The organism is Brevibacillus brevis, assembly GCF_001039275.2.
In the GTDB taxonomy this organism is placed as follows: domain Bacteria; phylum Bacillota; class Bacilli; order Brevibacillales; family Brevibacillaceae; genus Brevibacillus; species Brevibacillus brevis_C.
Genome location: NZ_CP030117.1, coordinates 482,080 through 496,116 on the forward strand (window position 1 = coordinate 482,080; position 14,037 = coordinate 496,116).

Below are 14,037 nucleotides of genomic sequence, written 5' to 3' on the forward strand. Positions count from 1 at the left end.
CCAATTCCGGTCGAGTATATTGTGTTTGAAATGAGAAAATATAGATAAGGTGGAATTTTCAGATGAAAAGAAATCTCAAGTTGTTTCTTGGCGCGATGCTGGTCGCCGGAAGCGTGTTAGCTGGATGCTCCACGAGTACGCAGCCATCAACAACAACCCCTCCAGCTGAGGGAACCGCAGCGCCCGCTGAAAAGCCTGTAAATGCAAAGCCGCAGGTATTTCGGGCGAACATCATGAGTGAGCCTTCGACAGCGGACCCCGGTCTTGCGAAGGATGCCACATCGGGAGCGATTGTTCGTGCTACGTTTGATGGTTTGACTCGCTTCGATGCAAACGCAAAGCCAGTGAATTCAGTAGCATCCGATATCAAAATCTCGGATGACAAACTGGTGTATACGTTCACGCTGCGCGATTCTAAATGGAGCAATGGTGATCCAGTGACTGCCCATGACTTCGTATATGCATGGAAACGTGCACTTAGCAAGACCCTCGGTGCGGAGTATGCCTATCAGCTATACTACATTAAAAATGCGAAGCTGATTCACGAAGGCAAGGCGAAGCCCGACGAGCTCGGTGTGAAGGCAATCGATGACAAAACACTGGAAGTCACGCTGGAGAATCCAACGCCTTACTTCCTGGAGCTGACGGCTTTCTACACGTACTACCCGGTTAACCAAAAAGTAGTGGAGGCCAATCCGAAATGGGCAAACGAAGCGGCGACGCACGTAAGCAACGGTCCATTTAAGATGACAGCGTGGGAGCACAAGAGCAAGATCGTATTGGAAAAGAACGAGCACTACTGGGATAAAGACGTAGTGAAGCTCGATCGCATTGAGTTCGCGATGATCGAGGACGATAATACAGCCCTGTCCATGTTCGAGAATGGTGAGCTGGATTGGGCAGGTCAGCCACTCGGTGGACTTCCCACCGATGCGATTCCGTCACTGAAAGACGCAGGCAAACTCGTTGTTCATCCAAAAGCGACGATGTACTGGTACAAGATGAATACGACAAAAGGGCCGCTCAGCAATGTGAAAATTCGTAAAGCATTGGCATACTCGGTAGATCGTCAAACCATCGTAGATAACATCACACAAGTGGGCCAGGTGCCAACGATGGGGATGCTGCCGCAATCCATGATTATCAAAAAAGAAGGATACTTCAAGGATAATGATGTAGAAACAGCGAAAAAGCTGCTGGAAGAAGGCATGAAGGAGCTCAACGTGACAACGCTACCTCCAATCACCTTGTCTTACAATCCAAGCGACAGACATAAGAAAATTGCCGAAGCGATTCAGGACCAATGGAAACAAAAGCTCGGCATTGAAATAAAAATCATGGTGAAGGAGTCCGCTGTTCATTTGCAGGATATGCATGAGCTCAATTACGAGATGGGTCGTATCGGTTGGAATGCGGACTTCAATGATCCGATGAACTACCTCGAAATGTTCCGAGATGGTAAAACAGGTAACAACGACACGGGGTGGGAAGATCCACGTTACCAAGAACTGCTGAAACAGTCATCGGTAGAAACTGATCCAGAGAAGCGCAAGCAACTGTTTGCAGAGGCTGAACAAATCTTTATGGATGCCATGCCGTTGATCCCGCTGTTCACGGATGTGGATGTGTGGGTGCAAAGTGACAAGGTGAAAGGCGTTCAAGTGGATGGACTCGGATTTATCGACCTAAAGTGGGCAGAAATGACAGAGTAAAAAAATAACAAAAATCCCGAGGTCAGGGTAGCTCCTGGTCTCGGGACTCTTTTGTATTAGTAGCCAAAATCAAGTGTCTTGCCAGTCTCCGCATACGTCTTGATCGACGAGAGCATCATCGGCCAATTGTTGCTGGCACTTACGTGGGAGGGGTGGTTTTCTGTCCATTGATCTTGAATCAACGTCAGCTTGGTGCAGCCACCAACCGGTTCTAAGGTGATGGTGACACGAGACTGCAATTCCGCATGATTTTCGTAATAGGCAGGACCAGGATGTTCAGTGAAACTGAAAATACGATGAGGTTCGAACTGCAAGATTTTCCCGTATACATGCACCGTGTCGTCACCGGCTTTTCCCGGACCAACGTAAGCCATCTCGTCGCCTACTTGAAAAGTCGAGCGGATCGTACAGCCAAAGAAAGTACTCTTTACACCTTCATCGGAAGTCAGGACATGCCAGACTTGCTCTGGCGTAGCACCAATGTAGAAATCGAAGCGAAGATCCATCGTTTTACCCCCTGATTTTTTCATTTGGGAATTGTAATCAAGTCTCCCAACTACTACTCTTACTATAAGAAGAATTCGGTAGTGTGTATTGTAAAAACACGACAGGAGGCGCACCTTGGAAAATCAGACTGCCAAGCTCCCAAAGGGTGTACTGCATGCCATGATTGGACAGAAGAAATTTTCGCTGAACAGATACGAGCCATCTGCTGAAATCAGCTACTTCGTGCAGCACTACTGGGTCGTCCGGTGGGATTTACGTACGGAACTGCCTTACTCGCAAACTGTCCTGGCTCATCCCAATGTGAATCTCGTGTTTGAAAAAGGAGCAACTGGCATTTTTGGTGTAGCCCGCACGACTTCCTCGCATCTTTTAGAGGGGCAAGGTCACGTTTTCGGAGTAAAATTCAGACCCGGAGGTTTTTATCCGTTTCTGAATGCCCCGGTATCAGAGCTGAGTGGCACTTCTACGAGTCTGGAAGCCGTATTTGGTGTTGCAACCGAGCAGCTTGAGAAAGCAGTGCTAGGCCTGCCAGATGATCAGCAAATGATGAAAAGAGTAGAAGCCTTTCTATTCGAACACTTACCAAAGCCTGACCCGAATGTAGCGCGTATCAGTGAAATCGTCAGGATGATCCAGGCAGATCGATCCGTATTCAAAGTCGAGGATGCGGTACAATTGACCGGAATGAATATGCGGACGATGCAGCGCTTGTTTGATCGGTACGTAGGCGTCAGCCCGAAGTCGGTCATCCAACGGTACAGACTACATGAAGCGGCAGAGCAGATTGACCAGGGAACGGTCCAAGATTGGCTGGACCTGTCTACCACACTTGGCTATTATGATCACTCTCACTTTATTCGAGATTTTCGAGCAATCGTCGGTGTAGCACCGAACGAGTATCGACGAGCCCAAATGTAATCATAGTGAACCCCTTCGCCTATGGCCGGAGGGGTTGCTTTATTGCTGCATAAATTTTTATGTACGAGGCATACTTCATCATGATGAAAATACCGAATTTATTTCCTTTAATAGAATTTGATGTTTGAATAAAACATAATTAATTTTACTTAAAATGTCTTCAATATTACTAAAAATGCAGTATATTTGTGGAGTAGCTTTCAATGAAGTTTTACCGATAGAAATAAAGGGGGTCAACACCGTGAAAAAAAGCGTTTTTGCAGCAATGAGTTCTATCCTGGTTCTGAGTGCGGCGCTGGCAGGCTGTGGCGGCGGCGACAAAGCAGGCGAGCAAGGTAGCAAACCTGCTGGTGAGCAAACAAGTGGTCCTAAAGAATTGAGAATGAACATGATGTCCGAGCCACCAACTGCTGACCCTGCATTGGCTGAGGATTCTACTTCCAGTGCGGTTCTGCGTGCAACATTTGATGGTCTCACTCGTATTGGCGAAGATGGCAAACCACATCCATCTGTAGCAGAAAAAATTGACGTATCCGAAGATGGTCTTACTTATACATTCACCCTGCGTGACAGCAAATGGAGCAATGGAGAGCCAGTTACTGCAAAGGATTTCGAATACGCTTGGAAGCGAGCGCTCGATCCGAAAACAGCATCTAACTACTCCTACCAATTGTATTACCTGAAAAACGCAGAAGAATACAACAAGGGTAAAGCAAAAGCTGATGATGTTGGCGTAAAAGCGACTGACGATAAAACACTCGTCGTAACTTTGAAAAATCCAACACCATTCTTCTTGGAGCTGACTGCGTTCTATACGTACTACCCAGTTAACCAAAAAGTAGTCGAAGGCAACGATAAATGGGCGGGCGAAGCAGCTACACACGTAGGTAACGGTCCATTCAAAATGGAAACATGGGAACATAAGAGCAAATTGGTTCTCGTGAAGAGCGATACCTACTGGGATAAAGACGTTGTAAAACTCGACAAGCTCAACTTCTCCATGGTTGAAGACGCAAATACAGAGCTGTCCATGTTCGACAATGACGATCTGGATTGGTCCGGAGCGCCTTTGAGCTCACTTCCTACCGATGCGATTCCTGCATTGAAAGAATCCGGCCAAATGCAAACACGCCCGATCGCGGGTACGTACATGTACAAATTCAATACGGAAGTTCCGCCGTTCAACAACGCGAAAATCCGTAAGGCGTTTGCTTATGCAATCGATCGTAAATCTATCATCGACAACATCACGCAAGCAAACCAAGAACCAGCTATGGGTCTGATCCCGCCAACAATGGCAGTGGCAACAAGCCCGTATTTCAAAGATGGCGATGTAGAAGCAGCGAAAAAATTGCTGGAAGAAGGTATGAAGGAAGAAGGCATTACCAAAATGCCGACCTTGACACTTTCCTTCAACACGTCTGAAGGTCACAAGAAAATCGCCGAAGCGATCCAAGACCAATGGAAAAAAGCACTCGGCGTAGACATTAAGTTGGAGAACAAAGAATGGAAAGTATTCTTGGAAGATGTGAACCAAGGTAAATTCCAAATCGCTCGTTCCAGCTGGACTGGTGACTACAACGATCCATACACGTTCTTGGACCTGTTCAAGGACAAAGATGGCGGAAACAACGACACGAAATGGGAAAATCCGAAGTACAAAGAGCTGCTGAACCAGTCTGCTCTGGAAAAGGACCCAGAAAAACGCAAACAAATCCTGGCACAAGCAGAAGCCATTTTCATGGACGAAATGCCAGCAGTTCCAATCTACTACTACACACATTCTTATGTGAAAAAAGACAAAGTAAAAGGTGTAGTACTCGACGGTCTCGGTTTCGTAGACTGGAAATGGGCAGACATTCAATAAGAAAAAGCGCATAACTCGTTGTAAAAAGGAAGGGTGCTACGGCACTCTTCTTTTTTTGTAAACCATTTTCAGAGAGAACAATCGAGCCGAGGATGGACGGCGATATGATAAATTATAAAATTATAAATTAAATTACTATTGTCACTTTACTGAATGTGGATAAAATTGGGTGAATGAAAAAATAGATCAATAAATGAAGCTTGAATCCTCGACTCTGAAAAAGCTTGATATTATGCGGTTTTTCTTAGAAATATCGAGGGAGGTATGTTCTGGAAATTTTATTTATCGATCAATATATTTTATAATTCATTAATTCTCTTTATAAATAAATAAAAATTTATTAAATCATTCTAAAACATATTTAAAAAATATATAAAACCATGTATATTGATAAAAGATTTAGAAAAGGGGGATTACTTGTATGAAAAAGAATGTTTTCGTGGCAATGAGTTCTATCCTCGTTCTTGGCGCGGCACTCGCAGGATGCGGTGGCGGAAACCAGGCGGCACCGGCAGATAACAATGCTTCCGGAACAAAGACAGAAAATTCTGCACCAGCAACTGGCTCTAAATTACTGAAACTGAACCTGCACTCCGAGCCACCAACAGCTGACCCAGGTATCGCGGAAGATACAACTTCCAGCACCATCATCACTGCTACCTTCGAAGGTCTGACTCGTGTTGGTAAAGACGGCAAATACCATCCAGCAGCAGCAGAGAGCTACACTGTTTCTGAAGACGGTAAAAAATATACATTCAAAATTCGTGATAACAAATGGAGCAATGGCGATCCTGTATCGGCAAAAGATTTCGAATATGCCTGGAAACGCGCTCTTGATCCAAAAACAGCTTCCAACTATGCATACCAACTGTACTATGTGAAGGGCGCAGAAGCCTACAACAAAGGTAAGGGTAAAGTAGAAGACGTTGGCGTAAAAGCAATTGACGATAAAACACTCGAAGTAGAATTGGCGAACCCAACTCCATTCTTCCTGGAGCTGGTTGCATTCAAAACATACTTCCCAGTTAATCCAAAAGTAGTAGATGGCAACGAGAAATGGGCTACCGATGCGAAAACAGTTATTGGTAACGGTCCATTCAAAATGGATTCCTGGGAGCACAAGAGCAAGCTCGTAGTTTCCAAAAACGAAAACTACTGGGATAAAGACAATGTAAAATTGGACAAAATCGAATTCTCCATGGTAGAGGATGAGAATACTGAGCTGTCCATGTACGAAAACGGTGAACTGCACTGGGCAGGCGCTCCAACTTCTGCGTTGCCAACTGACGCGATCCCGGCTTTGAAAGATTCCGGCAAAATGACAACACAGCCAATCGCGGGTACTTACTTCTACCGTTTCAACACAGAAAAACCACCGTTCAACAATGTGAAAATCCGTAAAGCATTTGCCTATGCGATCGATCGTCAAAGCCTGATCGACAATATCCTGCAAGCTGGTCAATTGCCAGCAACAGGCTATGTACCACCAAGCATGGCGCTGAACAAAGACGGTTTCTACAAGGATAATGACATCGAAACAGCGAAGAAATTGCTCGAAGAAGGAATGAAAGAAGAGGGTCTGACCAAATTCCCGGCACTTACTCTTTCCTTCAACACTTCCGAAGGTCACAAAAAGATTGCTGAGGCAATCCAAGACCAATGGAAGAAAAACCTGGGCGTTGACGTGAAGCTCGAGAACAAAGAGTGGAAGGTATACCTGGATGACGTACACCAAGGTAAATACCAAGTGGCTCGTGCAGGCTGGTTGGGTGACTTCAACGATCCAATCAACTTCCTGGAAATGTTCAAGGAAAAAGACGGCGGAAACAACGATACTCGTTGGGAAAATCCGAAGTACAAAGAACTCCTGAACCAATCCGCTCTGGAGCTAGACCCAGAAAAACGTAAAGCAATCCTGGCTCAGGCTGAGCAAATCCTGATGGATGAAATGCCGATTATGCCAATCTACTACTATACTCAATCTTGGGTTAAGGACGACAGAGTACAAGATGTTATCATCGATGGTCTGGGTGCTGTAGACTACAAGTATGCAGATTTCGTAGAAAAGAAATAATAGCTGTGCATGTAAAAGAAGAGAGGTGTTATCACCTTTCTTCTTTTTTTATCTATTTAATATCCAAATTTTTACTTTTTATTGTATACTATTTTTGGAAGATTCTATCAGGGTTTATTGGAGGGTATATGATGAAGAAGAGTGTTTTTATGGTATTGAGTTCGGCCCTCGTTTTCGGCGGAATGATGACAGGGTACGAAGGCGCTATCCAAGCGGCTGAGCCGAAGGTATTAAGAATGAATCTGCAATCGGAGCCGCCTACAGCAGACCCAGGAATTGCGGAGGATATAACCTCTAGCACGATCATCACTGCTATATTCGAAGGTCTGACACGTCTCGGAAAAGACGGAAAGGTGCACCCAGCCGCGGCAGAGAGCTATACCGTTTCTAAGGATGGAAAAACCTATGAATTCAAAATTCGTGAAGCAAAATGGAGCAACGGCGATCCAGTAACGGCATATGACTTCGAATATGCTTGGAAACGTGCGCTCGATCCAAAGACAGCATCCAACTACGCCTACCAGTTGTATTATGTAAAAGGTGCAGAAGACTTCAACAAAGGGACCGGCAAGGCGGGAGACGTTGGCGTAAAGGCGATTGACGATAAGACGCTAAAAGTGGAACTGACAAACTCGACACCATTTTTCCCGGAGCTGGTAGCTTTTCAAACATACTTCCCGGTGAACAAGAAGGTAGTCGAAGGCAACAGAAAATGGGCTGACGATGCAAAGACGGTTGTTGGCAACGGACCATTCAAAATGGAAACATGGGAGCACAAGAGCAAGCTCGTAGTTTCCAAAAACGAAAAGTACTGGGATAAAGCCAATGTAAAATTGGATAAGATCGAATTCACCATGGTAGAGGATGGGACTACGGAATTGGCTATGTTTGATAACGACGAGCTGGATTGGGCGGGTGCTCCAAACTCTTCCCTGCCAATCGATGCACTTCCGGTTTTGAGAGAAGCTGGCATCTTGAAGACACAGCCAATCGCCGGTGCCTACTTTTATCGTTTCAATACAGAGCAAGCACCGTTTACCAACGCAAAAATTCGTAAGGCGTTCGCCTATGCAATTCATCGTGAAAGTATCACCGCCGATGTCCTGCAAGCGGGTCAAGTGCCGGCAACAGGCTATGTACCACCGAGCATGGCGTTGAACAAAGACGGTTACTTCAAAGACAATGATCTTGAAGTTGCAAAGAAATTACTGGTAGAAGGTATGAAGGAAGAGGGTATCTCCAAACTCCCTCCAATTACACTCAGCTACAACACATCCGAAGGTCATAAAAAGATCGCAAAAGAAATACAGGCTCAATGGAAGAAAAACCTCGGTGTAGATATCAAGCTCGAAAATAAAGCGTGGAAGGTATACTTAGAAGACGTACACGAAGGTAATTATCAAATCGCTCGTGGAGGTTGGCTAGGTGACTTCAATGACCCCATCAACTTCTTGGAAATGTTCCAGGAAAAAGACGGCGGAAACAACGATACACGTTGGGAAAATCCAAAGTACAAGGAGCTCCTGAGCCAATCCGCTCTGGAGCAAGACCCAGAGAAACGAAAAGCAATTCTGGCTCAAGCTGAGCAAATCCTGATGGATGAAATGCCAATCATGCCAATCTACTTCTACGCCAACTCTTGGGTGCAGAATGAAAATCTGAAAGATGTCGTAATGGATGGTCTGGGTGCTATCGATTTCAAATACGCAGATATTACTCCATAATCAAAACACGGATGAGAAGAGGTTTTTTACGACCTCTTCTTTTTTTCTGTCTCATGGACAAATGACCAATCCATTACGCCCGTGGCTACATAGAGTAAAAAGGAACTAACTGCAACCAGGGGGGATATTGATGGATATTGGTTCTTTGCTCAACATTGTTAAATCCATTCCTAAGGAAAAGCTAAGGACAGATGCGGGAATCAAGGAAGTCATTCGTGAAATGGCCAGAAAGTCAGGGAAAAAATTGACCGAGCAAGAGGTTAACAGTTATGCTGCGCAGTTTCGTCAGATGCAGAAAACAGAAAATGTCGGAAGCCTGTTGAATAAGCTTTCGAAAAAAGGTGTCACTGCAAAGGATTTGGAAAATATAAAAAAACGTTTTAGATAAGGGGGTAGAGTGAGGAGGGAGGTGGGATTATCGTTGAGAAAATGAAAGCGAAAAAGAAGCAGGTTGTCCCCAAGAACCATGTGCTAGAATCGATCAACAAGCTTGCGGATGCACAGCATGCAAACAATGCCCAAATAATGAAAGAAATGAGTCAGGTGCGACAGGAGCTACAGGATATGAAGAATACACTGGGGCGTCTTAAACAGGCGCCTCCAAAAAGTACAGGAGAACGGCGAGGTCTGCTGTTTGGAGGCCGACGGAGTGCCCCTCAAGTAGAAGCTGTAACCCAACCACAAAAGCCTGCCATTTCTATCGAGGATTTACTGCCGCTTTTACCGCATCTAGGCGACGCTATTCCCCAGTTGAAAAACCCCAAGGTAGCCGACTCCATTAAGGTGTTGTCGAATCCAGCTGTGATATCGCTGATACAGCAATTTCTTGCCAACGGGGGCTTGAACATGATAAAAAAACCGGTTCAACAAGTAAGTAGGCAAGAGAGAAGGGGATTTTTTCGGTAAAAAACTCAGTTGCAAAGACTGTCTCGCGGGGCATGCGGAGGCGGTCTTTTCATTTTGGTACCAAAAGACTATAAACTTTACAGATCATCTAGCGTCTAATAGAATGGTGAACGTTGCACATTGGCTGACGCCACATAACGAAGAAAACAGACATCACGGAGGAGGTCAGGATGAAGAGACGATTTTACCCTCTGCTTTTTGCGCTGCTGGTCCTGCTGCTAATCCCCGGTTGGGCGGTTGCAGCAAGCAGTGCCTCAGAGGAAGCTGTCAATCTCATGATTGGTGGACAAGCAGTGAATGCTGAAGTACCGCCAGCCATCAAGAATGGACGCACGTTGGTTCCCGTCCGTGTTATCGCCGAAGGGCTAGGTGCAAAAGTGGATTGGAATGAGGCTACTCGAACAGCTGTCATTACCAAAGGCACACAGCAGCTCTCCCTTACACTTGACTCCCGTACAGCAGTGTTGAACGGCAAACAAGTGAAGCTCGATACGCCACCTGTTATTTCACAAAAGCGTATGCTGCTGCCACTGCGTTTTGTCGGGGAGTCACTTGGTGTTACAGTCGGGTGGGACAACAGCACACGAACTGTCATTGCGAACGAAACACCACAGGTAAAGCTGAATGGCAAGGCACCAACCCAGCCGATCAAGCTGTATCAAGTGGAGGACACGCTGTACGCGTCCGCACAGACTGTGGCAGAGCAAGTGGGACAAAAAGGCTTTGCGTGGAAACGACCTGAGCGCGGGATGACGATTGATGATCAGTTGGTCCTCCCATTACGTCAATTGGAGGAGGAGCTTGGAGGGTCATTTGCATGGGACAAGAAAAATAATCAGGTTGAGATCGATCGCCTCAATATTTTGAAAGATGTATCTGAGGACGGCGACCGTGTTCGTATTGAAACGACTATACCTGTCATTCCTCAGTCCTTTGTGATGACAGGTCCTCACCGGATTGTCTTGGATCTCCCACAAACAGCATTGGATGATGATTTAGTCGAAGATCTAAAGCGTCAAGACGAGAAAAACGATAGCGTAGGCGAATCTGAGGAAACGTCCTCCGCTAATGATGAAGACCAAGGCACAGATTCAGATTCTGACGAACTGAATCAGGCAGAACAAGCAAAAGAAGAACCTCTCATCGCTGACCTGCGTTACAGCCAATACAGTGCATCTCCTGACACGGTTCGCGTCGTCATTGAGCTGAACCAAAAGAGCACGTATGAGCTGGCTTACACGAAAGATGGTCTCGAAGTAAAATTGACGCCAAAACCGAAGAAAACAGGCTACCTGATCGTCGTTGATGCCGGTCATGGAGGGAAAGACCCAGGCACGAAGGGCTCCGCTGGCAACAATGAAAAAGATTACAACTTGGCTGTCTCCAATAAGATTGTGGCTTTGCTGAAGCAGTACCCAGAGTTTCAAGTCGTTCCCGTACGCACGACAGATGTGTTTTATGAACTGTCAGAGCGTGTCGCTTTTGCCAATGAGTTAGAAGCCGACTTGTTCTTGTCTATGCATGCCAACGCATTCCCGAAACCGACGGCTGCAGGAACAGAAACTTTCTATTATAATGAAAACAGCAAAGACTTTGCCCAAGTGGTACATAAACATTTGCGTGGGGCAACGCAGTTCCCGGATAGAGGCGTCAAACAGAGCGGCTTTTATGTGATCAAAAACACGAAAATGCCTGCTGTGTTGACCGAAACTGGCTTCCTCTCCAATCCACAGGAGAATGCACAACTGACGAATCCGGCATTCCAAGATAAAATCGCGAAAGCCATTGTTGCGGCTATTCGTGAATACTACGAGTCTTATCAGTAAGGGGGCTTTTCACGATGAAAAAAAGTCGAGTGATCTGGATGGCAGCGTTAGTGATGCTGCTTTTGGCCGGATGTGGGCAAAACGCGACAGAAACACCACAGCCAACCACACCAGTAGAACAGCCATCTGGTTCAAACACTGATCCATCGACAACAGAGCCGACTCTGAAAAAGCAAATGGTCACCGTTTACTATTCGGATAATAATTTGATGGAGCTGCAAAAAGAAGAGCAAGAGATCACGTTTGCAGAAGATATCGAGAAGTACAAAAAGACACTTGCCCTGCTAGAGACGCCTGTAAAGCCAGACGTGCACATTCCACTGTGGAAAGACTTCAAGTACCACTCCATTACAATCGATAAAGGCACCCTGACGATTGATGCAGATAGCAAGAATCAGTTCAATATGGGTTCAAGTGGCGAGACGATGGCTTTGGATGCGTTGAAGAATACATTCTTTCAGTTCTCGGAAGTAAAGGAGATTGTCTTCTTGGAGGATGGAAAGAAAGTAGAAACGCTGATGGGGCACGTAGATCTCACCGAGCCACTGAAACGAGACAATTAATCATCACCATAAAAGCGGCACACCCTGTTAATCGGGATGTGCCGCTTTTTTTCTCGTATAGTAGCTGCCGTGGGGAGAAGAATATTTCCAGTCTAGGCTCCAGGCTTCGTCCTGCTGAGGGCTGAGACTGCCCGCTCCGAAGCGATTAGCGGGGAAACGCAAAAGTGGTAGCCGCTTCGTCGCTCGGGCACGTTGCGTTTCTTTTGCCCGCTAATCGCTTCTCCGCTCGGAAGGACTCCACAAGTCGCTACGTCTGGAAATATTCTTCTCTGTCGTGACTGAGTACATTCTTCAATCTTTTAGGCTTTTAAAACCTCGAATAACACGGAAAGCTCGTAGAGGAAACAGGAGAAATAAGCGAAGATCTTTGGTACACCGACCAAGGCGCAATGAAAAAAAGCGAAACAAGCTTTTAGTGTCCACCTCTGAGACACCTCTTGAATGGACCACTTTGGACGCGGGTTTCGCTTTTTTTCATGGAGACGGGCAGTGAATCCCTCAGCGGGTGGGACAAGAATCTGAGCGTTTTCTCCTGTTTCCTCCTCTCCCCAACAGCCGGACAAAGTTTTTTATGTTGTAGGTGTTTCTTCCCGATCCGTGAAAAGAAACTTGATGGCATATACCCCAAACAAGCCTACCAACGTATACACGATTCGACTTACGATAGACTCCGCTCCACCAAACAAGCTTGCGACTAAATCAAACTGAAATAACCCGATTAATCCCCAGTTCAGGGCACCAATGATCACAAAAAGCAAGGCCAGCCGTTCCACATGGACACCCCCAGAAAAGAATAGGGACATTATTCCCATGTTTTCGGTTTTACAACAGGAATTTCTCCATCTTTAAGAAAGCTTTACATTCACAACATAATACGACAACATTCCCGCTGTATAGTTTGTACTTGTAAGAGAGAAAAAACAAACCGAACCTTTTAAGGAGGATTTTCATCAAATGAAAAAACTCAGCAAAATGTTTATTGCGCTGACATGTGTAGGGGCATTACTCGCGGGGTGCGGAAGCGGCAATACTGCACAGACACCAGCACCAGCGCAACAACCAGCCCAGGAGCAAAGCAACTCTGGTTCGACAACAAAAACTTCCGGTGAACCTGTAACAGCAGTAGGTTCTACCGCTTTACAGCCTCTGGTCGAGCAAGCGGCCAAAGACTTTATGGCAAAAAATGCAGGCGCACAAATTCAAGTACAAGGCGGAGGAAGCGGTACAGGCTTGAGCCAAGTAGCAAGCGGTGCAGCAACGATCGGTAACTCCGACATTTTTGCAGAAGAGAAAAAAGGCATTCCAGCAAACGAACTGGTAGACCATAAAGTAGCGGTTGTCGGTATGGCAGCAGCAGTAAGCCCACAAGTGAAAGTGGACAACTTGACCAAGCAACAATTGATCGACATCTTCACTGGTAAAATCACCAACTGGAAAGAAGTTGGCGGCGAAGACATGAAGATCACACTGGTTAACCGTCCGAAATCTTCCGGAACTCGCGCGACATTCAGCAAATTCGCGTTGGATGGCAAAGAAGAAGCAGAAGGTATCACAGAGGATTCCTCCGGTACTGTTCGCAAAATCATTGCTGAAACACCAGGTGCAATTGGTTACTTGGCACTGTCCTACTTCAATGACTCGGTAAAAGCTCTGAAATTGGATGGCGTGGAAGCAAACGCAGAAAACATTACAACGAACAAATATCCAGTATGGGCGTACGAGCATATGTACACCAAAGGTGAAGCAACTGGCGATGCAAAAGCGTTCCTCGACTTCATCCTGACTGACGAAGTACAAAAGAAAACTGTAACAGAATTGGGCTTCCTGCCAATCACAGATATGAAAGTGGAACGTGATGCAGAGGGCAAAGTAACACAAAAATAAGCGTTATCGTCAACAGCAAAATAGAGGGGTAGGGGGGCCTTCCCCTCATTTTGCTT

General features: G+C 45.9%; 12 protein-coding genes. 10 read left to right on the plus strand and 2 right to left on the minus strand.

The window, feature by feature from the left end; all coding sequences use genetic code 11:
- Positions 1-62 precede the first annotated feature (62 nt).
- Positions 63-1,712, plus strand: a complete 1,650-nt coding sequence (locus tag AB432_RS02715) for a peptide ABC transporter substrate-binding protein (RefSeq protein WP_048036196.1) — start codon at positions 63-65, stop codon at positions 1,710-1,712.
- A 56-nt stretch (positions 1,713-1,768) separates the two neighbouring features.
- Here AB432_RS02715 and AB432_RS02720 read toward each other — a convergent pair whose 3' ends face one another.
- Positions 1,769-2,218, minus strand: a complete 450-nt coding sequence (locus AB432_RS02720) for an SRPBCC family protein (RefSeq protein ID WP_048036197.1) — start codon at positions 2,216-2,218, stop codon at positions 1,769-1,771.
- Positions 2,219-2,333: 115 nt separating this feature from the next.
- On the opposite strand from AB432_RS02720, the gene AB432_RS02725 reads away from it, so the two are divergent.
- The 8 genes from AB432_RS02725 to AB432_RS02760 all read left to right on the plus strand — a co-directional run bounded on the left by AB432_RS02725 (position 2,334) and on the right by AB432_RS02760 (position 12,097).
- Complete coding sequence (locus tag AB432_RS02725) at positions 2,334-3,137, plus strand: AraC family transcriptional regulator (RefSeq protein WP_048036198.1); 804 nt, start codon at positions 2,334-2,336, stop codon at positions 3,135-3,137.
- A 241-nt stretch (positions 3,138-3,378) separates the two neighbouring features.
- Positions 3,379-5,004 (plus strand): peptide ABC transporter substrate-binding protein, encoded by a 1,626-nt coding sequence (locus tag AB432_RS02730; RefSeq protein WP_048036199.1) that lies wholly within the window; start codon positions 3,379-3,381, stop codon positions 5,002-5,004.
- Between the two features lie 421 nt (positions 5,005-5,425).
- Positions 5,426-7,078: a peptide ABC transporter substrate-binding protein gene (locus tag AB432_RS02735; protein ID WP_048036200.1), complete on the plus strand. Its 1,653-nt coding sequence runs from the start codon at positions 5,426-5,428 to the stop codon at positions 7,076-7,078.
- Positions 7,079-7,209: 131 nt separating this feature from the next.
- Positions 7,210-8,802: a peptide ABC transporter substrate-binding protein gene (locus AB432_RS02740; protein WP_048036201.1), complete on the plus strand. Its 1,593-nt coding sequence runs from the start codon at positions 7,210-7,212 to the stop codon at positions 8,800-8,802.
- A 130-nt stretch (positions 8,803-8,932) separates the two neighbouring features.
- Positions 8,933-9,190 (plus strand): hypothetical protein, encoded by a 258-nt coding sequence (locus AB432_RS02745; RefSeq protein ID WP_007721136.1) that lies wholly within the window; start codon positions 8,933-8,935, stop codon positions 9,188-9,190.
- A gap of 41 nt (positions 9,191-9,231) precedes the next feature.
- On the plus strand, positions 9,232-9,708 hold the full coding sequence (locus AB432_RS02750) for a hypothetical protein (protein ID WP_048036202.1): 477 nt from the start codon (positions 9,232-9,234) through the stop codon (positions 9,706-9,708).
- A gap of 170 nt (positions 9,709-9,878) precedes the next feature.
- Entirely contained in the window at positions 9,879-11,534 is a 1,656-nt protein-coding gene (locus AB432_RS02755) for an N-acetylmuramoyl-L-alanine amidase family protein (protein WP_048036203.1), read from the plus strand.
- Between the two features lie 14 nt (positions 11,535-11,548).
- Positions 11,549-12,097 carry a GerMN domain-containing protein gene (locus tag AB432_RS02760; protein ID WP_048036204.1) on the plus strand — a complete coding sequence of 183 codons (549 nt, stop codon included), beginning with the start codon at positions 11,549-11,551 and terminating at the stop codon, positions 12,095-12,097.
- A gap of 569 nt (positions 12,098-12,666) precedes the next feature.
- Here the strand turns inward: AB432_RS02760 and AB432_RS02770 are convergent.
- Entirely contained in the window at positions 12,667-12,870 is a 204-nt protein-coding gene (locus AB432_RS02770; RefSeq protein ID WP_048036205.1) for a DUF378 domain-containing protein, read from the minus strand.
- Between the two features lie 181 nt (positions 12,871-13,051).
- On the opposite strand from AB432_RS02770, the gene AB432_RS02775 reads away from it, so the two are divergent.
- Positions 13,052-13,981: a phosphate ABC transporter substrate-binding protein PstS family protein gene (locus tag AB432_RS02775; RefSeq protein ID WP_048036206.1), complete on the plus strand. Its 930-nt coding sequence runs from the start codon at positions 13,052-13,054 to the stop codon at positions 13,979-13,981.
- Positions 13,982-14,037 lie beyond the last annotated feature (56 nt).